Annotated in this window: 18 protein-coding genes and 3 pseudogenes; 3 read left to right on the top strand and 18 right to left on the bottom strand. The window is 33.2% G+C overall.

Going from position 1 to position 25501, the window contains the following annotated elements; genetic code table 11:
* Positions 1 to 28: 28 nt before the first annotated feature.
* Both ACZ9EE_RS17825 and ACZ9EE_RS17820 read left to right on the top strand, forming a co-directional pair.
* A pseudogene (locus tag ACZ9EE_RS17825) lies at positions 29 to 445 on the top strand (IS21 family transposase); the annotation flags it as partial.
* A gap of 86 nt (positions 446 to 531) precedes the next feature.
* A complete protein-coding gene (locus tag ACZ9EE_RS17820) occupies positions 532 to 732 on the top strand; it encodes an ATP-binding protein (protein WP_476029094.1) in 201 nt (66 codons plus the stop codon).
* A gap of 382 nt (positions 733 to 1114) precedes the next feature.
* Here ACZ9EE_RS17820 and ACZ9EE_RS17815 read toward each other — a convergent pair whose 3' ends face one another.
* From ACZ9EE_RS17815 to ACZ9EE_RS17735, 17 genes and pseudogenes are all read right to left on the bottom strand, one after another.
* The gene (locus tag ACZ9EE_RS17815) at positions 1115 to 2434 is read right to left on the bottom strand and encodes a UDP-glucose dehydrogenase family protein (protein WP_476029092.1); all 1320 of its coding nucleotides are present in this window, start codon (positions 2432 to 2434) and stop codon (positions 1115 to 1117) included.
* 845 nt (positions 2435 to 3279) lie between these two features.
* Positions 3280 to 4434, bottom strand: a complete 1155-nt coding sequence (wecB, locus tag ACZ9EE_RS17810; RefSeq protein ID WP_476029090.1) for a non-hydrolyzing UDP-N-acetylglucosamine 2-epimerase — start codon at positions 4432 to 4434, stop codon at positions 3280 to 3282.
* Positions 4435 to 4604: 170 nt separating this feature from the next.
* On the bottom strand, positions 4605 to 6113 hold the full coding sequence (locus ACZ9EE_RS17805; protein ID WP_476029088.1) for a lipopolysaccharide biosynthesis protein: 1509 nt from the start codon (positions 6111 to 6113) through the stop codon (positions 4605 to 4607).
* A 94-nt stretch (positions 6114 to 6207) separates the two neighbouring features.
* Positions 6208 to 6849 (bottom strand): DUF1919 domain-containing protein, encoded by a 642-nt coding sequence (locus ACZ9EE_RS17800; protein WP_476029086.1) that lies wholly within the window; start codon positions 6847 to 6849, stop codon positions 6208 to 6210.
* Between the two features lie 56 nt (positions 6850 to 6905).
* On the bottom strand, positions 6906 to 8114 hold the full coding sequence (locus ACZ9EE_RS17795) for a glycosyltransferase (protein ID WP_476029084.1): 1209 nt from the start codon (positions 8112 to 8114) through the stop codon (positions 6906 to 6908).
* 64 nt (positions 8115 to 8178) lie between these two features.
* Positions 8179 to 9357 (bottom strand): glycosyltransferase, encoded by a 1179-nt coding sequence (locus ACZ9EE_RS17790; RefSeq protein WP_476029082.1) that lies wholly within the window; start codon positions 9355 to 9357, stop codon positions 8179 to 8181.
* A 5-nt stretch (positions 9358 to 9362) separates the two neighbouring features.
* Entirely contained in the window at positions 9363 to 10646 is a 1284-nt protein-coding gene (locus tag ACZ9EE_RS17785) for an O-antigen ligase family protein (RefSeq protein ID WP_476029080.1), read from the bottom strand.
* Positions 10647 to 10691: 45 nt separating this feature from the next.
* A complete protein-coding gene (locus ACZ9EE_RS17780) occupies positions 10692 to 11837 on the bottom strand; it encodes a glycosyltransferase (protein WP_476029079.1) in 1146 nt (381 codons plus the stop codon).
* Between the two features lie 64 nt (positions 11838 to 11901).
* Positions 11902 to 12816 carry a glycosyltransferase family 2 protein gene (locus ACZ9EE_RS17775; RefSeq protein ID WP_476029077.1) on the bottom strand — a complete coding sequence of 305 codons (915 nt, stop codon included), beginning with the start codon at positions 12814 to 12816 and terminating at the stop codon, positions 11902 to 11904.
* Between the two features lie 151 nt (positions 12817 to 12967).
* A complete protein-coding gene (locus ACZ9EE_RS17770; RefSeq protein ID WP_476029075.1) occupies positions 12968 to 14077 on the bottom strand; it encodes a glycosyltransferase family 4 protein in 1110 nt (369 codons plus the stop codon).
* A 32-nt stretch (positions 14078 to 14109) separates the two neighbouring features.
* A complete protein-coding gene (locus ACZ9EE_RS17765; RefSeq protein WP_476029073.1) occupies positions 14110 to 14835 on the bottom strand; it encodes a GNAT family N-acetyltransferase in 726 nt (241 codons plus the stop codon).
* Positions 14836 to 14848: 13 nt separating this feature from the next.
* A pseudogene (locus ACZ9EE_RS17760) lies at positions 14849 to 15479 on the bottom strand (sugar transferase).
* Positions 15480 to 15493: 14 nt separating this feature from the next.
* Positions 15494 to 16711, bottom strand: coding sequence for a DegT/DnrJ/EryC1/StrS family aminotransferase (locus ACZ9EE_RS17755; RefSeq protein WP_476029071.1), 1218 nt, complete (start codon positions 16709 to 16711; stop codon positions 15494 to 15496).
* Between the two features lie 338 nt (positions 16712 to 17049).
* A pseudogene (galU, locus tag ACZ9EE_RS17750) lies at positions 17050 to 17916 on the bottom strand (UTP--glucose-1-phosphate uridylyltransferase GalU).
* 53 nt (positions 17917 to 17969) lie between these two features.
* Positions 17970 to 19799, bottom strand: coding sequence for a polysaccharide biosynthesis protein (locus tag ACZ9EE_RS17745; RefSeq protein WP_476029069.1), 1830 nt, complete (start codon positions 19797 to 19799; stop codon positions 17970 to 17972).
* Between the two features lie 391 nt (positions 19800 to 20190).
* Complete coding sequence (locus tag ACZ9EE_RS17740) at positions 20191 to 20907, bottom strand: CpsD/CapB family tyrosine-protein kinase (protein WP_476029067.1); 717 nt, start codon at positions 20905 to 20907, stop codon at positions 20191 to 20193.
* On the bottom strand, positions 20897 to 21649 hold the full coding sequence (locus ACZ9EE_RS17735; RefSeq protein WP_476029065.1) for a YveK family protein: 753 nt from the start codon (positions 21647 to 21649) through the stop codon (positions 20897 to 20899). Before ACZ9EE_RS17735 ends, ACZ9EE_RS17740 begins: the two co-directional genes overlap by 11 nt.
* Before the next feature lie 395 nt (positions 21650 to 22044).
* Between ACZ9EE_RS17735 and ACZ9EE_RS17730 the strand changes: the two genes are divergently transcribed.
* Positions 22045 to 23028 (top strand): LCP family protein, encoded by a 984-nt coding sequence (locus tag ACZ9EE_RS17730; protein ID WP_476029063.1) that lies wholly within the window; start codon positions 22045 to 22047, stop codon positions 23026 to 23028.
* Positions 23029 to 23181: 153 nt separating this feature from the next.
* On the opposite strand, the gene ACZ9EE_RS17725 is transcribed toward ACZ9EE_RS17730, so the two are convergent.
* A complete protein-coding gene (locus tag ACZ9EE_RS17725) occupies positions 23182 to 25485 on the bottom strand; it encodes a triple tyrosine motif-containing protein (RefSeq protein WP_476029061.1) in 2304 nt (767 codons plus the stop codon).
* Positions 25486 to 25501: the final 16 nt, after the last annotated feature.

Raw genomic sequence — 25501 nt, 5'->3', positions numbered from 1 at the left:
AATGTCGAAATGTTCCGAAATATGTATACATGGACATTATAACCGTCTAATTCTGGACAGGCAACACCGTCAACTTTTGGTCATTTTGGGATGGCATAAACAAAAGAGATTGAAAGAAGGAAAAACTAATTGTGTTGTTTTGTTAGAAAGAGATTCAAGCAATGGGCTATGATGGACAAATGACTATCCTAAGGGAGTTTTTATAAGCCCCTACCGAGCAAAACCAAATAAACAGTCCAGTATTCATTTTGAAACTCCTCCAGGTAAGCAAGCTCAAATTGATTGGGGCGAACTTGGAGAGCATGAGGTCGATGGTAAGAGGCAAAAACTTTAAGTTTTTGTCATTGTTCTTGGATATTCGAGAATGAAATACAAGGAGATCACAACCTCTATGAATCTGGAACAGCTGATGAAGTGTCACATGAATGCATTCTCGTATTTTAATTTTATAGATTGGTAAATACGCTGGCGTAGCCTGGTAAATTCCTTGGAAAGCAGTGGTAAAAAAAAGGGCGAGGGTGGTAAAATCTTATGGCCGTAATCAATATTGGATATATCCCATTTAGCAAAGCTGGTGCTCAGTTACTATTTCAGTTCTGTGCTTCTCGATATGAAAAGGGTAGTATGATCGTTACTAGTAATCTTGAATTCTCTAACTGGACTCAAGTTTTTGGTGATGAACAAATGACAGCAGCACTAGTTGATCGTTTACCCACCGCTCTCATATCTTAGTCATGAATGGAGATAGCTATAGATTCAAGGAATCATTAAAATCGCAAATATTATAAAAATACTCCCCCAGCTTCGCTAATCAAAAAATTTACCACCTGAGTTGGGGGTTTTTTATAACTCTAGGTGGTCAACTATTTCATTAGCGTAGTGGTCAACTTTTTGATTGACATTAACACTCGCCTCTCTATCACACTTTAATGCGTTAAACTTTAGCTGAGTGGGGGTCTGAACCCTGAATTCAATTTCTTGTCTTTATAAAGTGTCAGTAACACCGTAGGAATGGAAATTGGAGTCATAACTTCCTAATCTAATATTATTAAAAACTTAAATAAGCTAAAATAACGCCCTTGCACACTCTTTTATCGGCAAGGGCGTTTGATAATTATACAAGAATGGTCTCTAAACTATTAATTGTTTCTCTTCCAATTGAATCATAAATAAGGTTCGCCTTCTTAGCATCGGCCAGTTTATAACAGTTTCTACCATCCAGAACAATTGGATTTCTCATAAGTTTACTGTAGTTATTTAAATTAAATTCTTTAACTTCATGCCATTCTGTAAAAATAAAACATACGTCAGTATCCTTGAGGGTATCTTCAATGGTTTGGCAATAAGTAATATTTTCCGGATATAGTTTCTCGAAATTCTCTCTACCCACGGGGTCCCAAGCGCGAACATTCGCTCCATCCTCCAGCATAATCGGTATATTAACTAAGGATGGGGCTTCCCGTAAATCATCTGTACCAGGCTTAAAAGTCAACCCAAGAACTGCTACGTTTAAACCTTTTAAACTATCAAAGTACTTGCGGGATTTCTTAATTAATTTTAATTTTTGGTTTTCATTTACATCTATGGCTGCCTTAATAGTCTTCAATTCATAGTCATGGAAATTGGCTAACCAGTGTAATGCTTTGGTATCTTTAGGGAAACAAGAGCCTCCGTAACCAATACCAGAATTTAAGAAGCGATTACCGATACGGCTGTCATATCCCATGCCAAGGGCTACATCGTCAATGTTTGCTCCAACAATTTCACATAAGTTAGCTATCTCATTAATAAATGAAATTTTCAATGCTAAAAAGTCATTTGATGCATATTTAATCATCTCAGCGCTTTTTCTATTTGTAACCAAAATCGGAGCCCCAAAATCTTTATAAACTTCCCTTAAAATTTCTCCTGCAGAATCTTCTTCTACGCCAATAACAATTCTAGAAGCATGTAATGTGTCATGAACCGCTGTACCTTGTGATAAAAATTCTGGATTTGAGGCTATACTCACATGAACATTATGAATTAAGTTAGCTTTAATTAGATTTTCAATTTTTTCGTTTGTTCCGATTGGTACGGTCGATTTAATTACTACTACACAATCTTTTTCAACACTTTCCGCAATTTCAAGAGCAACTTCATTCACATATTTTAAATTGGCAGAACCATCATGCTTTTCTGGAGTTCCTACTCCTATAAAGATAACATCTACATCTTTATAAGCCTTTTTATAGTCTGTGGTAAAGAGGAGTTTATCCAGATTCTTTTGCATTAATTCATCCAAGCCTGGCTCATAAATAGGTGAAACACCTGAACTCAACAATGCTACTTTTCGCTCGTCTATATCCACACAAGAAACAGTATGTCCATGTTCTGCTAAACAAACTCCCGTTACTAAACCTACATATCCGGTTCCTGCTACAGCTATTTTCACTAAATATTCCTCCGAATCATTTTTTGGTATTTTTTCCCCTATTTTGTTGGACAATTGTCTTTTTGCAGGTCCCCTAAATAAATAATATTATAAACTACAATAATATTCTCATATATACATCTTAACAATATGAATTTAGCTCAATTAATCACAAATAACTAAATCCTCATATTTGAAAAATAAAAGGTTATGGTTTAGTGAAACTCGCTAGTTATCCTATCCATTTTACTTCCAACTTATTACCCCATCATTAAATAGATAGTTGAATACAGTGATTTCTTAGCAAAGGGAAGATCTACTCCATTTCCCATAAATTTCTTAAGAGTTAAACCTAACCCTTAGTTTAGCGAAATTGTGTTTAATGATAAAACCTATCATTTTCAATCCTACCTTTACTTTCTGGATTAACTTCCGGTAAACCCGAAAGTTAAATGAAAATACGTGGAGATGTAATTCTATCAAAGGGATTTCAGCAATATAAATGATATAGAAAACTAATCCCTACGGATGCCCTCAAACGCATGTAATGCATTCTCGTATGCTCTACTTTCATATTCTGTTGTAAAAGGTATATCTAATCATACTTTGTCTTTATATCTGGAATGACATAAAACAGATACCTTATAATTTATGTTTCTTTGTTTTAACCTAGATCAGCAGGAATCTGTTCCCTCATTGATGCATCAGTGATAGCTTCATAGTTTCTTGGTTATTACTCTTTATCTATCTTAAATTCATTACGTAATCTCGAATATAAACTCGAACAGTAGTTATTCGGCTCGCTGTAAGCCTAAATACAGTAGGTCTCTAGATCCCCCATGGTCGTCCATAATCCAAGTTCCATTTTAGAATTTGTTATGTCCTATATCCATTGGCCTTTCATTTTTATAACCAAAGTGGTATAGAATAGCGTTGACGATTCTTTTTGATGCATTACCATCACCGTACGGATTAGTTGCCTTAGCCATTTTGCGATAGGCTCGTTTATCCGTTAAAATCTCATTTGCAAGATTATAGATTGTTTCTTCATCCGTACCAGCTAACTTTAATGTTCCAGCATTAACGCCTTCTGGCCTCTCTGTAGTATCTCGCAAGACTAAGACTGGAATTCCAAGGGATGGCGCCTCTTCTTGTACGCCACCAGAATCCGTTAAGATTACGTATGCCCTGGAAGCAAAATTATGAAAGTCTACAACATCTAATGGCTCTATTAAATGAACCCGATTATTGTCCCCAAGAATTCTAGTAGCAATTTCTCGAACAATTGGGTTCAAATGAACCGGATAAACCACTTGAATATCATCATGCTTTTTCAAAAGACGACGTATAGCGTTAAACATATTTTCCATTGGTTTTCCAGTATTTTCGCGTCTGTGAGCTGTCAATAATACTAAACGATCATTTCCTACCTTATCTAAAATTGGGTGACAATAATTTATTTTTACCGTTGTCTGTAATGCATCTATTGCGGTATTACCGGTAATAAAAATTGCGTCTTCTTGCTTATTTTCTACTAAAAGATTAATTTTTGATTGCTCAGTTGGCGCAAAGTGAAGATCAGCTAAGATCCCGGTAAGTTGACGATTGATTTCTTCTGGATAAGGGGAATATTTATTTCTTGTCCTTAACCCTGCCTCAACATGACCTACTGGTATTGAGTTATAAAAAGCTGCTAGGCTTGCAACAAAGGTAGTTGTAGTATCACCATGTACTAAAACAATATCAGGCTTAACATCAATTAATACCTTATTTAATCCTTCTAAGCTTCTAGTTGTTACATTAATTAAAGTCTGTCTATCCCTCATAATATTCAAATCATATTGAGGTATGATATCAAAAATACTAAGCACTTGATCAAGCATTTCACGATGTTGTGCAGTTACAGTAACAATAGACTCTATATATTCATTATTTTTTTCTAGTTCCTTTACAAGAGGAGCCATTTTAATTGCTTCTGGCCTTGTCCCAAAAACAGTCATTACCTTCAATCTATTAACCATATTAAACTCCTTATTTAATCATCTATTGTAAAGTTAAATAGTAGCTTACATTTTATCCGTATCTTTAATTCTATTAAGATTCTTTTGTCGCCACTCTAAGAATCGATCCACATTTCTTTATTTCCCTACTATTTATATAAAATATGACCGATAATTATTTTATTACCAAATTACTTAATTATTTTATAAAAATAAGACTTCATATGATTTATGGCATACTTAGCTGCATTAATATCAGATAGAGAACTGATTATTATAAAAAATGGTATTAATATTAGACAAAGGAGAGCGGATATTATTACAATACCGAGATAAGAATCAGGGTTTATATCTATTCTCATAGCTATAAAAGTTACCACAATAAAGGCAAAGATATTAATAAACCATCTTTTATACGTTATCAAAGGACCACGTTCGAATATATACTTATTAAAATAAATAATAATATCATTTGTTCGATAAATAAGGGCTATAATTGTACCAAGAAGAACTCCATATATACCAAATTTATATACTAGAACTGAGGAACAAACAATATTTAATATTACTTCAATTAATGCTCTAAATTGTGTTTGTTTAAAGTGCCCGGCAATACTAATTGTATTTACGCCTGGTATTCTTGCAGCACTTAATAATTTTAAAGTTACAAAAAGAACAGGCACCCAAAAATCAATATAATTAATATCGTTTATACCCGCTGTATACAATTTCATAAATGGTAAAACCATGATAAAAGCAACTGCATATATAGCATATGAAATGCTAAAATAATACAATTCATAAGCATCATATAACTTTATATATTCGCGACGATTTTGGTGATATTTAAGACCTAGTAAAAAAACAATACTATTACTAATATTATTTATTAAAGCTTCAATCATACTAAATATTAAATTATATAAAACATAGACACTTACTACTTTTAATCCACAAAATACCGTTAAAAGGAGAACATCCGTATTATTGAATATTAATGATGCAAATTGATGTATAAATGCTGAACCCCTTTGGGATATAGCTTTAAAATTGGGGGAGACTTTTAAGTTTATCCACCCATAGTTTTTTTTTATATAAATAATAAATAAACTCATTTGAAAAATATTAAATAAAAAAATAGCCAAATATATATATATAATTGTAGTTCCGTAAAGAAGCAAAATAATTTTTGCAACACCTGTTAGAACACTTATAATAGTAGCTATTCTAGTAACAATATAATTTTTACCCTCCGCTAGTAAAAGAAGCCGATATTTTCCATACAAAAAAAAGGTTAATATTCCAGTTGACCCAGATAGTAATATTACTAAAGTTACTGTTGAATTACTTAGTTCTGAGGGTATAACATAAGGATAAATTATAGAAAATAATATTACAATAATTGTATAGTAAATACCTATTTTTTTATAAAAAATATCAGTTGCAGCTAATATACTATTTATTTTTGTTTTATTATCCTTTGATATCGGCGAATATAGAGCTTGAATAGTTGCAATACCAATCCCCGCCTCTAGTAGTCCAATATAAACAAATACTTGTCCTATTGAAGATATTAAACCATTAACTTCGGATCCAAAATTTTCGAGGAAGAGTCGTGGGATAACCAAGCCCAATAAAATTGTGATTAGTTGGTTAAATAATCCGGAAAATATATTATTTGCAATTTTTTTAAATTTCATCACGCCACCTAAGTTTAAATTTATTATGAATTATATTTGTCTAGTTCGAATTATACAGAACCTCTAACACTTAATTTTAAAGTATTCTGTTTAGTTATTTATTGCCCGAATTAAACCATGATATAAAATCAAATTGGTCAAAGTACTTATAACCAAGTATATTTTGATAGTTCCATAGAATTCCCAAACCATTTTGACTTTCAAAACCATTTATATAATAGACCGATTTTATAGTACGCGATGTAATGGGTTTATGAGTTAACAAAACTTTATTCTTATATCGCATTTTGTCAAATTTTCTCATTAAGTCAATGTTACAACCATTAGTATCAGTCATTATAATAAAAATATTATTAAAATTGATTCTTTTTAACCGTTGCTCCCATTTTTCTTTAGCAGTATTAAAATTTGGATAATGCAAGAAATGAATCCTAATGTCATCAAGAAGACCAACTGGGTAATCTTCATTTGTATTTTCTTCTTCTATTAAATCCATATCTATATATTTTTCAAGATTTTCCACAAACTTAATAAAATCATTGTCATCAAAATATAAGTTTATTGTAGGAGTTCTAAATCTCTCACCTAACTCATGGTATAGAATACCACCTAGACAATTATTAGAAACAATTGTGAATTCATGGTTCAGTAATCTCTTTTTATAATGCTTGGTATCAATTATATATTTCCTACCAAACTTGGCTATAGCATCATGAACTAGCCTTATGGCCTTCACGGATATCCCTCACTTTTTACCCTAAAAATAAAATAGAAATTTTACTTTATTTTAATTTATGATTCAGTATTAATTAAATTATAAAGCTTATTTATTTCAGATGATGTATCAATTGTTTGTTTCGACAAATTCTCTGATAAAGTGTTACATAAATCCGGGTCTTTTATTAATTTTATTATCGAATTAAATAATTCGGTACGGTTACAGTTTACTATTAAACCGGTGACTTTATTAACAAATTGTTCACGAGCCCCAGAGACATCCGTTGTAATTATTGGTTTTGCTAATATCCTAGCCTCATTGGTAGTAGTGCTATAACCTTCATATCGCGAAGGTTGTACATATAAATCACACTCCAACATATATCTATATGGGTTTGGATCTGCTCCTAATAGTATAAAGTTTTCCTCAACTTTATAAGATTTGATTAATTTAGTTAAGTTGTTTAATTCTTTTCCCTCACCTAGTACATACCATTTAACGTTATAACCCGCTTTTAATAACTGATCAAGTACAGAAATAGCAATATCATAGCCTTTTTCATTTGAAAGCCTTCCCACAGTAAGTATTCTGATTCCGTCAAAATTGTCATTAAAACACTTTCCATACATCGCCATATTTTCAATTAATTTACTTGAGATTATATTATAGAAAACCATTGTTTTTTCCCTGTATTCTGGAAAATACTCAACAAAGTCTTCTACACATTTTTTTGAAACACCAAATATTTTGTTGTATTTTTCATAATATTTTTTAAATGGAAGAGGGTTAGTGTTAGACTGCTTTAATTCACTATGCAACCAAGTGGCTTTTGCTTTTGCATTAACTTTTTCTGCAATAAAAAAAGTTCCAAAGGTCATATATCCCATAAAATCAAGAGCTAAATCATAACTAGTGTCTAACTTTGCTATTTTAGAAGAAAGATATTCAAATTCATATAGTTTCTTTTTATTTCTAGGAATAAATAAAAACTTTAGAGCAGATAAACTCTTAGCAAATGCTTTAAAATAGCTCCTATTTTTAATGAATTTAATTATTGTATATTTTCTTCCATAAAATACTTCATCATATACATACTGGGGTAGATCGACCTCATGTATCCTTACATAATTTGGTATATATTCTAAAAACGGCCCTTTTTTATTGACTAAATATAAATCCACATCATAAACATTTTCATCTATAGCGGATAATAATGAAAGAAGAGTTTTTTCTACCCCCCCTATTTCCATATGATGAACAAAAACCAAAATTTTCTTTTTCACCACAACATTCTCCAATCAAAATAATTAATATAGTTACCAAAAATGTTCGAATAAGTATTAATAATTAATTATTTTTTAATTCAAAATCTTTCATTTTACTTTGCGTGTCACTAATAATTTCAGTTATTATTGCATTAACATCACAATCATCAAATAATCTTCTTGAATTTGCTGACATAATTTCATAAGACCCTTCAATTTTTTTTATTCCATTTATTATTTGGGATATATTATTACTATCGATACAAACACCAGCATTATATTTACCAACTGTATTAATTAAACCAGGAACATTATTACAAATCATAGGTATTCCAAAACCACCATACTCATAAATTTTATTCGGTGCGCAAAATATCGCATTTAAAGGCTCATACTTTTTTATGTTTTCATTCGGGACATAAGATAATATACCAATATATGCATGACTTGTTACTTGTAAGTGCATGGGAGCGGGAATAGAATTAATATGAATAAATTTAAGTCCTTTCCTTTTTAAATCATTAATATATTCATTCTCTCTTCCAAGCAAAACGAGTTTATATTCGTCTCCAAGTATATTTATTGCTTGAATAAATGTATCTAGCTTTCTATCATAACCAAATGCACCTTGGTATAATATAATTTTTTTATCTTTTAATGACTTTATTGTAGTTTCAACTTCATTAATTTCTATGGGTGAGTTTTTTTCATAATGTAAGTCATATGTTTTATTTGGTAGTACAAATGGTAGATATTTTAGATTCCACCATGCCTTTAATATATGAGCTCTAGAATATTCGGGTACAACTATATTTATTGCATTTTTAGCAATTTTGTGTACATTTGAATCTAAGTACTTAAACATTTTTATTTTCTTATTTAATTCATAAATAGAAATAATATAGTTATATTTTAGTATATTTTTATTTAGGTAGAATGCTGTTTCTTCATGAATAATCCATACTAATGAATTGTTATCGTATAATTCATCTAGTTTTTTATAAAACCTTTTATTAATCATTGTTGTTCTACTATACATTTTCTTGAAGAAATTCATGTTATTTAGTTCGTCATACCAGTTATAATCGAATAGATAATGAAATGTTATACTTTTACCATTTAAATGATTAGAATAATATTTTGAGTTAAATGGCATTATTACATGAATATCTAAATCATCTTTTGTTTCTAAAACTTTTAGAATTGTTAAAACTGGCGGGAGCTTGTGAATAGGTATGAAAATTGGTAATATTATTTTCATTATTGTTAGTCCTTTCTAGCGCTAGAATCCCCAATCTCAATCCAACTTGGAATATAGATAAAAATAATCATTAATACCGTAGAACCAATAAAAGGATTAAGTATTCCTAAAATTAAAAGCATAATATATAGATATAATAATAATGAAGCAAATTTTGAATATATATATTCTTTATATAAATCTCTTAATGAAAGAATAATAAATAGTAAGTACGGAATACCCCCTATGATTCCATATCTAGCTAAAATATCAATCCATTCACTATGCTGTCCAACAAATGTAGCCTCATCTCTAAAATCAAAGCCGACTAAGTATCCTTTTCCTATAAACGGGCTGTTAATAAATGATCCTAGTGAACGAACTATATTATCAATTCTATATGATACACTACTATCTCCCCCGCTACCTGAAACAAATTCAGCTAACTGAGTAAGTCTAAGGTGAATTACGCTCTGGGGAGAAATAAAGTTTGATAAAGTTAGGATAATTGAATCCAAATTTTGCTTAATAAATAATAACAAAATACATGTTAAACAAATAATACTGATTAAAAGAATCATATCATGTGTTCTCTTGCCTCTTGAGAACAGTACAAATAATGAAAATACTGCTGCTAATAGGAAAGCTATAGTAAAATTTAATTTTAAAATGAAGTACATTAAATAAATAATAAATAGAGATACTAATATTTTAATTTTAAATGAAGATTTAATATGTTTTACAAAGTAGATTAACAATGGAGGGACAAAAATTATTCCATACGCTAAATTAAATCCTCCTCCAATTGCCTTGGGCAAATCACTCCCAAACCCTGTTGATGTCGATGGATCATATGATGTTAAATATCTTGCAATCATAGGATTTGTTGTTAAATAATATAAAGTAGCAAAACTTAAGTATAGCAGTATTATGCTGATTACCAAAAACAAAAACTTACCGTTAAAATGTTTTTCCGATTTACTCCTTGTCCTAAAGAAGTAATCAAATAAGAAAATGGGTATAAAATTTACAATTGTTAATCCTATTATTTTAAACGTGTCTATTATATTTCCATTAAATGAAAATGTAATTAGAAACATAAAGAAAATAAATAATAAAATATATTTAATATTAAAAGATTTTATCACCTTTTTACTAGAAAAAACTATTGCAACTAAAAACCATAAACTTAAGGTTGCAAATAAGTAATACCTATTTTCAGCAACCTTTATAGATAAAAAATACAACAATATAAATGGAACTAAAAAAATCAATTGTTTTTTATAAACTATATTATTAACATGTCTCAATTTTTAACTCCTTATATGAATGATATATTAAACAATAGTTGGCCATTAAAGTAATTCTTTGTAAGTTTCTATAATTTTATCAATAATTATATTGGAGTTATATTTATTTCTACAATTCCGTGATATTATTTCACCATCATAAGCGCCTATATTGTTATACATTTTTTCCAATCCTTTAGCCAAGTCCTCTACTGAATCACCATTAAGGAAAATTCCATTAATTTCGCTTTTATCTTCGTTGATTCCTCCATTTTGTGTTGAGATTACTGGTCTACCTACAGCCATGGCTTCTCTAAAAGCAACACCAAATGTTTCAAAAGCACTAGCAAGAACAAATGCATCGCAATTTTGATATTCCTTTAATAATTCCAGCCTGTCTAATTCTCCAACCAAAGTAACTTGATCTTGTATTTCAAGCTTTGTAATTAGGTCTTCTAAAACATTAAAAAGATAACCAGTTCCAGCTATTCTAAGGTAGATATTCTTTCTATTTGAAAATTTTTTCGCAAATGCTTTTATTAGTAAGTCCATGCGCTTAATTTCTACGAGGTTGCCTACTGATAAAAAAATAAAATTATCTTTAAGTTGCCTTTCTTGATAACTGAATATATTATTTATCATATTTGGAATAACTCTAATATTTACTTTGGTATCAAGATTCTCCTCAATATTACTTTTAAGAAAACTTGAAACACAAATAAAACCATCAGAATTTTCTACAGTTTTATTTAAAATATATTTTAAAGACTTTTTTGTAACTTTATTATTAAAAATACTATTATGTTCTGTCACAATAACCGGCGTACCTTTAACTAATTTAGTTCTATATAATGCATAACCAGCTGCATAGGCAGAGTGAGCATGTATAATATCTGGTTCAAAATTATCTTTTTTGAGTTTTTTTAAGAGAAATTCAAGTGTCAACTTAAAAATAAAGGAATATATTAAAGGGAATCGACCAAAAAATAGTGAAGGAAAGTTAAAAGAATATACAGTAATAGTCTCATCTACAGTTTTTTGAAATCTCATACAATCTTTAGAAAACCAACCTTTTCTTACACGTAAACTTGGATCTAGTATTACAACTTTATGACCTTTATTAGCTATTGCTTTTGCTTGCTCCCTAAAAAAGCTTCCGTTATTAGGTTGCATTTTATTACGATACCATGATGGCACGATTACAATGTTCAAGTAATTTCCCCCATTACTTATTACCTTTTATTATTATTATTAAATGCAGCTACTCCCTACTCTTTTATATCTCAAAGCCATAGCTTTTATTTGTAACTTTTCTCCTATATAGATAAAGAACATACTTGAAAAAAATTAGTATGTTTACTTTTTTAAAGATTAATTGTTTTATCCCTCTCAATATAGATTTACATGCTATTGCATTTCTAAAGCTTTCTAAAGCTACAATTGTGTAAAGCCTTTTTTTATCTTTTTCACTAAGTTTTTCGATTTTATCTTGAAACTTCAATAGATAATATTCATCTATTTCGAGTAATTCAGCATAAGTCCGTTTTACATCTCTAACTTCATAATGCACCAATAAATCACAAGAATCTACATAAGAAAGTTTATACCTTTCTAAAATTCTAACTAAAAATTCCAAATCCTGGTTTCTTTTAAACGTTTCATCAAACCCATTTATTTCCTCAACTACACTTCTTCTCACAAGTAAATTTGAACCTGAGCCAAGATATATGCTTCTCATCAGTGCTTCCAAATACAAGTTTCCTTCTCTTTTTTCACCTGAGTACTGTTCTGAGTTGTAATTTAATTTTTTATATGAGCAATAACAAGCTCCCCAGGAATAGTCTAAGCTTTCCATTTTATCGACTTGGTTTTGAATTTTAGGTGGTAAAAATTCATCATCGTCATCTAAAAAAGCAATATATTTTCCCGTTGAAACTTTTATACCTGTATTTCTTGCAACTGCGCCATTTTTGTTCTGCAGGTGTCTAATATAATTTATATTTTTATAGTTCACATATTTTCCCATGACAATTTCAGTATCTTTTCTGAAAACACTTGTCGGATCATTATCATCTACAATAATAATTTCTATATTCTTATAAGTTTGATTTATCACACTTTCTATTGCTCTTGTCAGTGTTTCCGGTCTTTTGTAAGTAGGAATAATCACACTTACCTTGGGTAAATTCATATTTATTACACCTTCATAATTAAAATTTTTTAATAATGGTTAAAAAATCATCTTTTTTATTTTACAAAGAGCATTAGGTTATTTGAATTAAATTATATAAAAAGTTAGTTGTAACCTATAATCGATTATTATTTATCCACTTTTATTATTTTTAAGACAAGTAATTACTATAAATTATTTTCATTTCCTGCTTTACTAACTCTTTTTCATATTTTTTTACTTTTTCCATATTATTTTTCCCCATTTTAAACCGCTCACTGAAATTATTAATTAGTTTAGATATAGCCACTGCAAATCCATCATGGTCCTTTGCACTCAGTAAATAACCATTTATCCCATTTTCAATTAAGTCTGATGTACCTCTTATAGATGATCCAACGATCGGTAATCCTGCAGACATTGCTTCCATCACAGATACAGGTAAGCCTTCTTGAAATGAAGGAAATACAAAAATATCTGAAGCTAAACATATTTCAGAAATATCACTTCTATACCCCAAGAACTTAACTTTATCTTCAATTCCAAGCTTTTTGGCAATGTCTCTCAAATAGTCTTCTAATTCCCCTCTGCCGCAAATAAGATAAACATAGTTTTGGTTATCCAACTTGGAGAGAGCATAAAGAGCAGTTTCGTGATTTTTCCTTCTAATCATTTCACCAACTGAAAGTAAAACAGTAGCATTATTAGGTATTTTTAGATCTTCTCGTTTTTTCTCTCTGTCCACAACACAATTAATTACTTTTTTTGTATCTACACCGATACCATGAACATTAACCACTTTATTCGGACTAAATTCCTTCGCTTTACAATAATCCTCTTCATTAATAGTTATGAGAACATTGGTATATCTAGATAAAAACTTTTCAATTGGATAATATACTAACCAATTAACAAGTGGAGCCCCTTTATAAAAATGGAAGCCATGAGCGGTATATAAAATAGGAGATATGCCAACAGACCTTGCAGCAAGTCTCGCTAGCACTCCACCCATAGGTGAGTGACAGTGTACGGCATCAAACTTCTCTGATTTCATTATCTTTATAAGTTGCTTATAAGCTTTTATATTTTTTATCGAAAATGGAGATCGTTCGATATCAAACGGGTGTCTAATAATATCTAAATCTTTCAATCTCTCGTTAGCATCACTAAAATTAGCAGCTGCATGTACTTCATATCCAAGAGATTTCAAAACCTCTATGTTACCTTGTTCAAAAAGATAGAATTGCCTGCTTACTGTTGAGACAATAAGAATTTTCTTCATTTATATCCCCCGAATAAACTAACTCTTAATATTTACATATTCCAAAAATGATAAACTTGATGACACCCACCCTGTCTACAACCAACTTTCTGATAAAAGTTAATGGCTCCAATATTCCGTATTTGAGTTCCAACTTTTATTATGTTAGTATCCTTTTGAATTGCAGAAAATTCAACTGCATTGAATAAGTGCGTACCGATACCATGTTTAGTTATTGTTTTATCTACTGCAATAAGTTCTATAACACATGCACTACCTGAAAAGGAGTACAATGCAAATCCATTAATATTATCGTTTTCATCCTTAGATAATGCATAATACTTATCAATGTTATTAAAAGAATTAATAATCCATTGTTTATAAACTCTATTACCTCCTCGCTTTGCTAGCTCAGGATCTTCAGTAAACTTAGAACACTGGAAACTTGCTAAATCAATAATTCTATTATTTCTCTTTAGTGCCCTATGCAGGGTAATATGGAAAGGAAGTTTATAAATCCCTTCTACCTTCTTAATAAATTGGATATTTACATCCGCTAAAAAAGCCGTGGTATCCTTTCCTATGAACTGTGCATTAACTGGCTCAGAATTTCTGTTCTCTATTGAAATAAACTGAAAATATTTAAATCTTGCCTTTAATTCTATCCACTCATTACAAGAAAGTTGCTTATTCAGAATTACCTTGGCACTTTTAACACCAAAAAACTCTGTATCCCAATTCAATTCATAGAAAGTAAATGAATTGTTATTTTCACTCATTTTATTAACCACCTTAAATTCCAGTGCCGGTATTTTCTTTTTTCCTAGTATTGGTATCAGTTACAAATATATCTTTACGTCTTAAAACGGAAATTACAGTTTTAGAGAAAATTTTGATATCAAGCCACCAAGATAGATTGTCAATGTAATAAATATCATTTTGGATTCTTTTTTTCCATGGTATGGTATTTCTATAATAAGCTTGGCTAAATCCAGTAATACCCGGTCTTATTTCCAGTTTTCTTTTTTCATTATCCTCATATAGATTCTGATGTTCAGGTAGATCAGGTCTTGGACCAATTATACTCATATCCCCCTTAATAATATTAAATATCTGCGGCGTCTCATCTAGACTTGTTTTACGAATAATCTTTCCAATCTTAGTTAATCTAGGGTCATCTTCTGCATTAAAAGTGGAACCATCCTCATTTCTAAGGTCTGGAGCATTGAGTTTCATAGAACGGAAATTTATACATATTAAATACTTTGCCGTTCTTGCCCAGTCGAGACGCATTATAAAATATAGGGCCTTTATCTTGAAAGTAAATGATTGGCCCTATAACCACTAGAATAATAAGCCAAAATGGCAAGGCTATTAATGCTAAGATTAAATCAAAAACTCTTTTAAAAAAATTCTTATACATTCCATAACCCCACCTTAAACTTCATTCATTATCCTTTTTAAATTCTCAACCACATACTTCACATCCTCATCAATCAACAAAGTATGAAGCGGAAGCGTAATTTCGTTAATATACTGCTTATAAGCATTAGGATAATCCAGAATATCAAACCCTAAATTCTTATAAGCCGTAAACATTGGCAATGGCTTATAATGGACGTTACTAGCAACTCCTGCTTCAGCCATCTTAACAATAATTTCATTTCTATCTTTTTCACTAATCCCAGGTATTCTCGCTAAATAAAGATGGCCGCTCGAAGTAAGGTCCTCGGCGTAGTGTTGTAGACTTTTAATACCTAATGGCAATAGTTCATTATCATACATTTCAATTATTTCTCTACGCCTTTGCAATAAATCTTTATATCTATCTAACTGAATTAAACCGATACTAGCCATAATATCCGTCATGTTGCACTTGTAGGCAGGGTAAACAATATCATATTCCCATGCACCTTTTTGTGTCTTAGCAAGCGCATCTTTTGATTGCCCATGAAGACTGTATAGCATAAATTGTTTATAAAACCACTCATCATCAAGTCCACGGTCATTCCGCCATACAACAGCTCCACCTTCAGCCGTAGTCAGATTCTTTACTGCATGAAAAGAAAAACAAGTAAAATCAGCAACTTGACCACACTTCCTTCCTCTTCTCTCAGCGCCAAAAGCATGAGCAGCATCGGCCATAACAATTATCCTATTAAATAAACATTGGCGTTCATTTTTCGGCTTAAACAGCTCTTTCTTTCTTTCTACTATCTTATATATTTTATCGTAATCACACATCTTCCCAGCAATATCAACTGGAATAATCACTTTAGTTTTTTCTGTTATAGCATCAGCTAATTTTTCATAATCCATTTCAAATGATTCTGGTGCCGTATCAACTAATACAATTTTTGCACCAACATGCTCTATAACTGAAGCAGATGCAGTATAAGTATAAGCTGAAGTTATAACTTCATCCCCTGCACCTACTCCTATAATACGAAGAGTAAGTTCCAAAGCCGCTGTTGCGGAGTTTAGACAGACAGCTTTATTAGTTCCAACATATTCTGCAATTCTTTTTTCAAATTCCTTTGTTTTTGGTCCAGTAGTAATCCAACCAGATTTCATTGCCTTTATAACTTCTTCAATCTCTGCATCAGTAATATCAGGTGGTGAAAAAGAAATATTTCTTAATTCGGTATATATCATCTTGTTTTTCCTCACTTTATTAAAATTTTGTCTCAAAACAAAAAATGGTTTAGTAGCTTAGTACTTAGTTAGAGTAGCTTTTTTCAACCAACTACTTAATCCCACTAAAACTCAGCTATATCATTTACTCACGTCGTCTATCTATCAATTCATGAAGCAAATACGAAATAGATATTTCCCTCTAGACCTACAACCGAGTTTTTTCCTAAGCTAGCTGGATAATAGGCATTTTATTTGTGATAAAAAACGATTACAAAACTGGTCCGGTTAGCCACCTGACTAACCGGTTTCAATCCAAATTCATCTCTTGCAAAAAAATTTATAATAAGGTCACTTCTTTACTTATTACCTCTTTTAAATACCTTTAAAATATCTTCTTTAAGCTCCTCATGTTGCAGAGCAAAATCAATCATTGTCTTTACAAAACCAATTTTTTCACCGACATCATATCGCTTCCCCTCAAAGTCATAAGCAAATACACGTTGAATTTGGTTCAATTTCTGAATAGCATCAGTTAATTGAATTTCATCACCTGCACCAGTTTCCTGCTGATCCAAAAACATAAAGATTTCCGGTGTTAAAACGTAACGGCCCATTATTGCTAAGTTTGTTGGGGCTGTTCCTTTTTTTGGTTTTTCTACAAAGTTGTTTACTTGATAACGTCTCCCATCTTGCTTGCGGGATCAATAATTCCGTAGCGATGCGTTTCATCATCCGGTACTGTTTGAACACCGATAACGGATGATCGAGTTTCCTCATATATATTGATCAATTGTTTTAAACAAGGAGATTCACTTTGGACAATATCATCACCTAATAGAACAGCAAATGGTTCGTCACCGATAAAATTACGCGCGCACCAGACAGCATGTCCTAAACCTTTTGGCTCTTTTTGTCGAATGTAGTGAATGTCTACCAGATTACTAGAATATCGTACTTCCTCCAATAACTCGGTTTTACCTTTCTCTATTAAGTTTTGCTCAAGTTCTGGCACAACATCAAAATGATCTTCGATTGCTCTTTTTCCTTTACCAGTCAACAATAATAATATCTTCAATATCAGAGTCAACTGCCACTTCCACAATGTATTGAATAGTTGGTTTATCAACAATCGGTAACATTTCCTTGGGCATTGCCTTTGTAGCCGGAAGGAAACATGTTCCAAGACCAGATGCCGGTATAATTGCTTTACGCACCTTTTTCATATACAATCCACCTTAAATCTCTAAATTTAAATAACGGAATATATAAGTACTCTTTATGAGTTAGTCATCGATAAAGCAGCCGCCCTATCAAATTTATTATTAGCGATCGCTATTAATGTATCGTGCATTTCTTGTTCAGACATAATTAATAAACTCTCGATTAGCTCCCCTAACGCCGTAGCTTGAATAACTTTCGCCTTTCCAATATGAATCTTAGGAAAGACATGCTCTGGATGTACTTCATTCTCATTAAGAAGCTCCTCGTACATCTTCTCCCCAGGTCTGAGGCCCGTGTAATTAATCCCGATTTCTTCTTCTGTATATCCTGACAACTTAATAAGATTTTTTGCCAAATCCACAATCTTAACTGGCTCACCCATATCAAGCACAAATACCTCACCGCCACGGGCTAATGAACCAGCCTGAATTACAAGCCTTGATGCTTCCGGAATCGTCATAAAGTAACGAGTCATCTCAGCGTGAGTAACCGTTACAGGCCCACCCGCTGCAATTTGTTTCTTAAATAACGGAATTACACTACCACGACTTCCGAGCACATTTCCGAACCGTACCGCAACAAACTTAGTTTTACTAGTAGGTGCCAGACTCTGAATAATCATCTCCGCAAATCGCTTCGTCGCTCCCATGACATTCGGAGGATTAACAGCCTTATCTGAAGAGATTAACACAAATGTATTAACTCCAAAGGTATCCGCAGCTTCAGCTACATTCCTTGTTCCGAAAATATTATTTTTAACCGCTTCTCTCGGATTATATTCCATTAACGGTACATGCTTATGTGCAGCTGCATGATACACAACAAATGGTTGATGCTCTTCCATTACTTCAAAAATCCTTGCCCGATCCTGTATATCCCCAATAACCGGAACAATCTCAATTTGATTCTGATACTTTCTTCGTAGTTCCATATCAATCAAGTAAATACTGTTTTCCCCGTGTCCTAGAAGAACAATTTTTCTAGGATTAAACTTACAGATTTGACGGCAAATTTCCGAACCAATTGAGCCGCCAGCACCAGTAACCAAGACTGTTTTTCCCGAAACCTTTTCTGAAATCCCAGCAATATCTAATACTACCGGTTCTCTACCCAATAAATCCTCCACCTGGACATCCCGGAATTGATTGACTGTTATTTTTCCTGTCATTAAGTCTTCAATCTTTGGAATAATCTGCGTTTTTGCTTTTGTTTTCGCACATTCTTCAAATATTCGATTTAACGCCTTCTGCGGTAAAGAGGGAATAGCAATCACAATATTATCAATCTTATATTTTTCTACTGTTTCCTTGATGTGACTGGAATCTCCGACCACAGCGGTTCCAAGGATTTCTAATTTATACTTCTTTGGATCATCGTCAATAAAAGCAACTGGTTTTAGATCAGTATCATGGCTATTAAGTAGATGTCTGGCTACCATCGAGCCACCCCGGCCGGCTCCTATGATTAATGTTCTTTTAATATTAGACTGTTTTATCATTAAATTATCGCGAAACACTCGCCATGAAAACCGCGATCCACCGATAAATAGTACATGAAGCATCCAAGTAATCATTAATGCCCTAACATACATATTACGAAAAACTAGTTCTTGCATGATCGCTGTTACCATAATGGTAAACGTCACAGCTTTTACAATGGCGATTAACTCTCCAACACTCGCATATTCCCATGCCTTATTATAAAGTTTATATAAAGAGGCAAATAGATGATGGTTAATTAATAAGGTAATCGACGTAACAAGCAGCATCGGAATCTTAAAAACTTGTAGTTCTGGATTCAGCGTAAAGTAGCTTATGTATACGGCTGTTAACACAATAATGGAATCAAGTAATGCAAGCGTGGTCAACCTCTTCCCATATGTCACTCCTGTATTCCCCCACTTTTTCTATCTTTTTTATCTTCACACTTTTGCCGACTAAAGCACATGGGCAAAAAAATAAATACCTAATGGAATGGTAAGTGCTTAATCACTTATTCTTTCATTAGATATTTATATAGTTAATAGTTAAAATGGGCATCTAACCCGTCCTCACATCATGCTAATGACAACAAGCGCCTAAGGTCCCATTCCCATGGACCCACAGTATGACCGAGTGCCCCCAGGGATATCGGACAGAGGGGCCTCGCCGTTCAGGTGGTTCATCCTGAAGTCACTGTTTAGTTATAGTTAAAATTTCTCTTTAATCTTCGTATGCATAGCTATTTTTCTGTATCTAATCCCACACATAAACGACACTAAAACTGTAAAGATATTCTTATTTTTTGTTGCTGGAACCACCATAATAATAGTAGTAGGCACCATTTGCATTTTCTATTTGGTTAAGGACGACGCCAAGGAGTTTTCCTTTTGCGCCTTCTAATAATTCTTTACTTTTTTTCGCATGATCAATTTCTGTTTTACCGCTATAAACAACCAGAATTGATCCATCACATTGGTTAGCCATAATTTGTGGGTCGGCAACAGCTAACAGTGGCGGGGTATCAAACAAAACCATATCAAACTCTTCTTTTGCTTCTTCAATAAATTGCTCCATCGATTTTGAACTCAATAGTTCCGCTGGATTAGGTGGAGTTGGTCCACTCGTTAGTAAATAAAGGTTATCTTCTTCCGTCTTTTCTACTGCTTTTAATAAAGTCGTTTGTTTCGTCAGCACGGTTGTAAAGCCAAAGGTATTATTCACGTTAAACATATAGTGTAAAGTGGGTTTCCGCAGGTCCGCATCGACAATTAATACCTTTTTTCCTTGTTGAGCAAATACAACAGCGAGATTGGCAATCGTAGTCGATTTTCCTTCTCCTGGTTCTGATGAAGTGACCATAATGGTTCTTAGTTCTTCATCAACTGATGAATATTGAATGTTCGTTCTAAAAGAGCGATATTGCTCTGAAATAGGCGACTTAGGATTTAAACTTGCCACAAGCTTATTCCTGTTAACAGAGTTGTTGGATGTTTTCTTTTTTTTAAGAGCCAAGTTTCTCACTCCTCACTGCTGATCTCGTTGAACTTCCTCGATTTAATATCGCTAGATTAGAATCTTCTATTTTCGAAATCATCCCGATCACTGGAAGTCCTAATTCATTTTCAATATCCTTTTCGGTTGTTAAGGTCCGATTAAAATAATGAAGCACGAAGGTAAGGCCTACCCCTATCATCAGCCCAACCACAAGGGCAATAGCGATATTCATCAACTTATTAGGTTTAACCGGTGATAGGTTTACCTTTGCATAGTCAAGGATATTTACATTATCTATCTTCATAATTTTGACGATTTCCGTTTGGAAAACTTCAGCTGTGGTATCGGCTATTTTGGCTGCTTGCTTGGCATTTGCATCCTGAACCAAGATTGTGATGACTTGTGAGTTCTCTGTACTTGCGATTGAAATTTCGTTGTTTAGTTGTTCAGATGTCACATTGTTGCCAAGTTTCGCAGCGACCTTATCAAGAATCGTGGCACTCTTGATGATTTCGTTATACGTATCAATTAACTGTAAATTCCCTTGCACTTCCGACTGTAGATTTGTAGAATTTGATGTGGTTTGGTCACTTTTCGATTGATTAATTAATATTTTTGTCGATGATTGATAAATCGGAGTTAAATAAAAAAAGCTGACCAGCACCATCAAAATACCTGCTGCGATGGTTATACCGAGTATTAAGAACAACCGTTTCCTTAGCTGTTGCAATAGTTCTTTTAAATCAATGGTCTCCTCCATGATGTCCTCCTTGTTTCATATGTAATGCAAAACGATTGTATCATAATTTGTCATAATATTAAGTTCTCTGTCAAAATAAATCTCCTTTACTATTAAACACCATTTTGCTGGAAATTTAAAGAGGATTTAGGTAATTGGAAGTATTTATATTACAACTTTTACATAGTTTTTGGACAGAGGGTACTAGAGAACGCTTTCATTTTTGAGATACAAAATTACTAAATTGATCAGTCTTCTTTAACTCTATATGTCCACGTCGACGTCGAAATTCTGCAATTTTCCACAATTATTGCGTATTACCATTTATAATTCATTGAATCAAATCTCTAAAAATAGTAAAATTAGTCGGTAATTATAAATCTAAATAACTACTTTTAAATATTATGGAGGAAAATATGAAGAAAAAAGGAAGAAGTAAGTGGAAAGTTCTTGGCTTTAGCATCCTAGGGATCTTCGTTTTGGGCATTGCTGCCTTTGGGTATGAATACTATCAATTACAGCCGAAGAATCATTTTACATCCGTACCTGTAGTGGGAGCGAAGAATACATCTGGTTCCACTACTGCAGATGAAAACGCGGAAGTTAAAACACCTGTATTTAATGTACTTTTAATAGGATCCGATCAAAGAAAAGGCGATAAATTAGGTCATTCCGATTCCATGGTCCTAGTTCATGTCGATTTAAATAAGAACAAGTATCAAGCAGTCAGCATCCCGCGTGATACTCGTGTCCACTTAGATGGTTATGGATATACAAAACTAACAAGTGTTCAATATATTATGCAAGCGAAGCATGGCTCTCAAAAAGGAGTAGAGGCAGCTGTGGAAGCTGTAAGTGAGTTCGCGGGTGTCCCTATTAATTATTATGTTGAAACGAATTATTGGGGCTTACAAGCCATGGTTGATTCATTAGGTGGAATTAAGATGAATGTGCCTTTTAATGTAACATTAACTCATCCATGGTATGGAGAGAATCTCAACAAAGTAATAACTGCTGGAACTCATTCGTTTGATGGAAAAATGGTCTCCGAGGTTACTCATGAGCGTTATTCACTTAAAAACGGTGAATACGGGCGTCAGCAATTACAAGAAGAGGCACTAAAAGGAATTGCTAAAAAAGCTCTAAGCCCTAGCAATATTACCAAATTGCCTGCCCTTGTTAAAACCATCCCAGACTTTGTCGTAGCGACTAACATGTCAACATCCGATATGTTAAGCCTTGGACTTTCTGCAAAAGATTTCGATCCAAAAACACAGTTGGTTTATCAGCAGATCCATGGTGACAGTAAGATGCTTTATGATGATATTTTAAAAGCAAACAACTATCAAATTGTTATTAATCAAGAACAAGTAAAGGCGATAACTAATAACTTTCAGTAAAAAATGTAAGCTGCCATATGTGATCACATATGGCAGCTTTTTATATATCACAATATTAATACTCTAATTCCTTAAAATGCAAAAAAGGTGAAAGCGTTAATTGTGCACTTTCACCTTTATATTTTAATTACTTTTTCCCACTTCAACTATTGGTTAATTAATCCGATAGACCACTTCTGTCCTTGCTTCGTAGTAGAAGTTTGTCCCTGCATTACTTTTGTCTTTTGCATGAACAATGATTGTGTAGTTCCCAGACTTTGTTGGGGTCCAAGTCACAGAATCATTGCTGCTGTATTCCTGTAGGGTGGTTAGATTGCCCTGTTCATCTTTTATATAGAATCGATATTCTGGACTTTGACTGCCTTGTGATGCTGCCTTTATACTGATTGGCGTACCCGCTAATTGAGGGGACGGCTTGCTTACCACCAGACTAACCTGAGTTACTTTTGCCGGATTAACCTTAAAGACCATTTCTGTCCGGGCTTCATAGTAACTGCTCGACCCTGCATTATTTTTGTCCTTTGCATGAGCAATAATCGTATAGGTTCCTGCCTTGTTTGGGGTCCATGCCACTGTATCATTGCTGCTATACTCTTGAAGTGTGGTTAGGTTTCCCTTTTCGTCGCGAATATAGAAACGATACTCTGGTGTCGAACTGCCTTGTGACCCGGCCTTTAAACTAATGGTTGTTCCCTCTACTTGTGGTGATAACTTGCTGGCAAGCAAGGAGACACTTGATACTTTTCCAGCAGTAATCTTGTAAACCATTTCGCTGCGAGCTTCGTAATAATTGTTGGCTCCGGACTTACTTTTATCCTTCGCATGAGCAATAATCGTATACGTTCCTGGCTTTGTTGGGATCCATGTGGCAGTATCATTGCTCCCATATTCCTGAAGGGTAGTCAGGTTGCCTTGTTGATCTTTAACGAAGAATCGATATTCCGTATTTGGACTTCCTTGTGATGCTGCCTTAATATTTATGGAGGATCCCGTTACCTGCGGAGAAGGTTTGTCCGCTGATAATTCAACACTGATCACTTTTGCTGGTTCAACCTTATAGATCATTTCTGACCTAGCTTCATAGTAATAGTTTGCGCCAGACTTACTTTTATCTTTTGCGTGAACAATGATCGTATAGGTTCCCTCTTTTGCAGGTGTCCATACCGCTGTATCACTTGATCCATATTCCTGAAGAGTCGTCAGATTCCCTTTTTCATCTCGAATCATAAAACGGTACTCCGGAGTGTCACTGCCATCTGAAGTTGCTTTTAACTGGATGTTGGAACCTGCTTTTTGTGGACTTGGAGGATCTATTAACAGATTAACTGAATTCACTTTTGAGGGCTCATTTTTGACAGTAAAGCCAAGTATGTAGTCCTGGCCGTAATAGTAGAATTTTGAATTACCGGCTTTGTCCTGCAAGGCAATAGCCGAAATTTTCCACGTTCCACTTTCTGCATTAATATTGGTAGGAATGGATCCATACCATCTGCCCTGCGTATCTCTTGTACGGCTAATCGTTGAATAGGTTTGGTTCCCAGAAGGACTTTTAACCTGATACCATATATAATCTACGCCTGATAAATCATCTGTTGTCGTAATATAAATGGTATTACTTTCTCCTGCTTTGATTTCCGAGTTACCCAACTCCACTTTTTCCAATACTGGGGCTGTGGCATCTCCATTCTCATTGTTCACTACAAAGTTTGCTATATAATCCTGTCCGTAGTAGTAGAATTTTGAATTACCGGCATTATCCTGTAAGGCAATGGCTGTAATTTTCCACGTTCCGCTTTCAGCACTTATATTGGTTGGAATCGATCCATACCATCTGCCTTGCGCATCTCTTGTCCGGCTGATTGTTGAATAGGATTGGCTCCCGGAAGGACTTTTAACCTGATACCATATATAATCTACGCCTGATAGATCATCTGTTGTTGTAATATAAATGGTATTACTTACCCCTGCTGTGATTTCCGAATTACCCAACTCCACTTTTTCCAATAGTGGTGCTGTGGCATCTCCATTCTCATTGTTTACTATAAAGTTTCCTATATAATCCTGTCCGTAGTAGTAGAATTTTGAATTACCGGCTTTATCCTGCAAGGCAATAGCCGAAACTTTCCACGTTCCACTTTCAGCATATATATTTGTTGGAATGGACCCATACCATCTTCCTTGTGTATCTCTTGTCCGGCTGATCGTTGAATAGGTTTGGTTTCCAGAGGGACTTTTAACCTGGTACCAAATATAATCTATGCCAGATAGATCATCTGTTGTAGTGATATAGATGGTATTACTCTCCCCCGCTGTTATTTCTGAATTGCTTAGCTCCACTTTTTCTAATACTGGCGGAGTTGCGTCAGCTTCAGCAAAAGTCCGCTGAGGCAAAGCTATGCTGATTAGTATGGAAAGTACCAGCAATAAAATGAAAACACTATTAGAGCCCTTCTTCATATACCTTTTCTCTCTC

Source organism: Bacillus sp. URHA0034, from assembly GCF_056280405.1.
Note: the sequence above shows the minus strand (reverse complement) of the source record. Positions and strands in the feature narration are given on the sequence as shown.

Coding starts and splice junctions, on each gene's coding strand:
- ACZ9EE_RS17820 (WP_476029094.1), top strand. CDS start 532: ATGGCCGTAATCAATATTGGATATATCCCATTTAGCAAAGCTGGTGCT.
- wecB (WP_476029090.1), bottom strand. CDS start 4,434: ATGGTTAATAGATTGAAGGTAATGACTGTTTTTGGGACAAGGCCAGAA.
- ACZ9EE_RS17805 (WP_476029088.1), bottom strand. CDS start 6,113: ATGAAATTTAAAAAAATTGCAAATAATATATTTTCCGGATTATTTAAC.
- ACZ9EE_RS17790 (WP_476029082.1), bottom strand. CDS start 9,357: ATGAAAATAATATTACCAATTTTCATACCTATTCACAAGCTCCCGCCA.
- ACZ9EE_RS17775 (WP_476029077.1), bottom strand. CDS start 12,816: ATGAATTTACCCAAGGTAAGTGTGATTATTCCTACTTACAAAAGACCG.
- ACZ9EE_RS17770 (WP_476029075.1), bottom strand. CDS start 14,077: ATGAAGAAAATTCTTATTGTCTCAACAGTAAGCAGGCAATTCTATCTT.
- ACZ9EE_RS17765 (WP_476029073.1), bottom strand. CDS start 14,835: ATGAGTGAAAATAACAATTCATTTACTTTCTATGAATTGAATTGGGAT.
- ACZ9EE_RS17755 (WP_476029071.1), bottom strand. CDS start 16,711: ATGATATATACCGAATTAAGAAATATTTCTTTTTCACCACCTGATATT.
- ACZ9EE_RS17735 (WP_476029065.1), bottom strand. CDS start 21,649: ATGGAGGAGACCATTGATTTAAAAGAACTATTGCAACAGCTAAGGAAA.
- ACZ9EE_RS17730 (WP_476029063.1), top strand. CDS start 22,045: ATGAAGAAAAAAGGAAGAAGTAAGTGGAAAGTTCTTGGCTTTAGCATC.
- ACZ9EE_RS17725 (WP_476029061.1), bottom strand. CDS start 25,485: ATGAAGAAGGGCTCTAATAGTGTTTTCATTTTATTGCTGGTACTTTCC.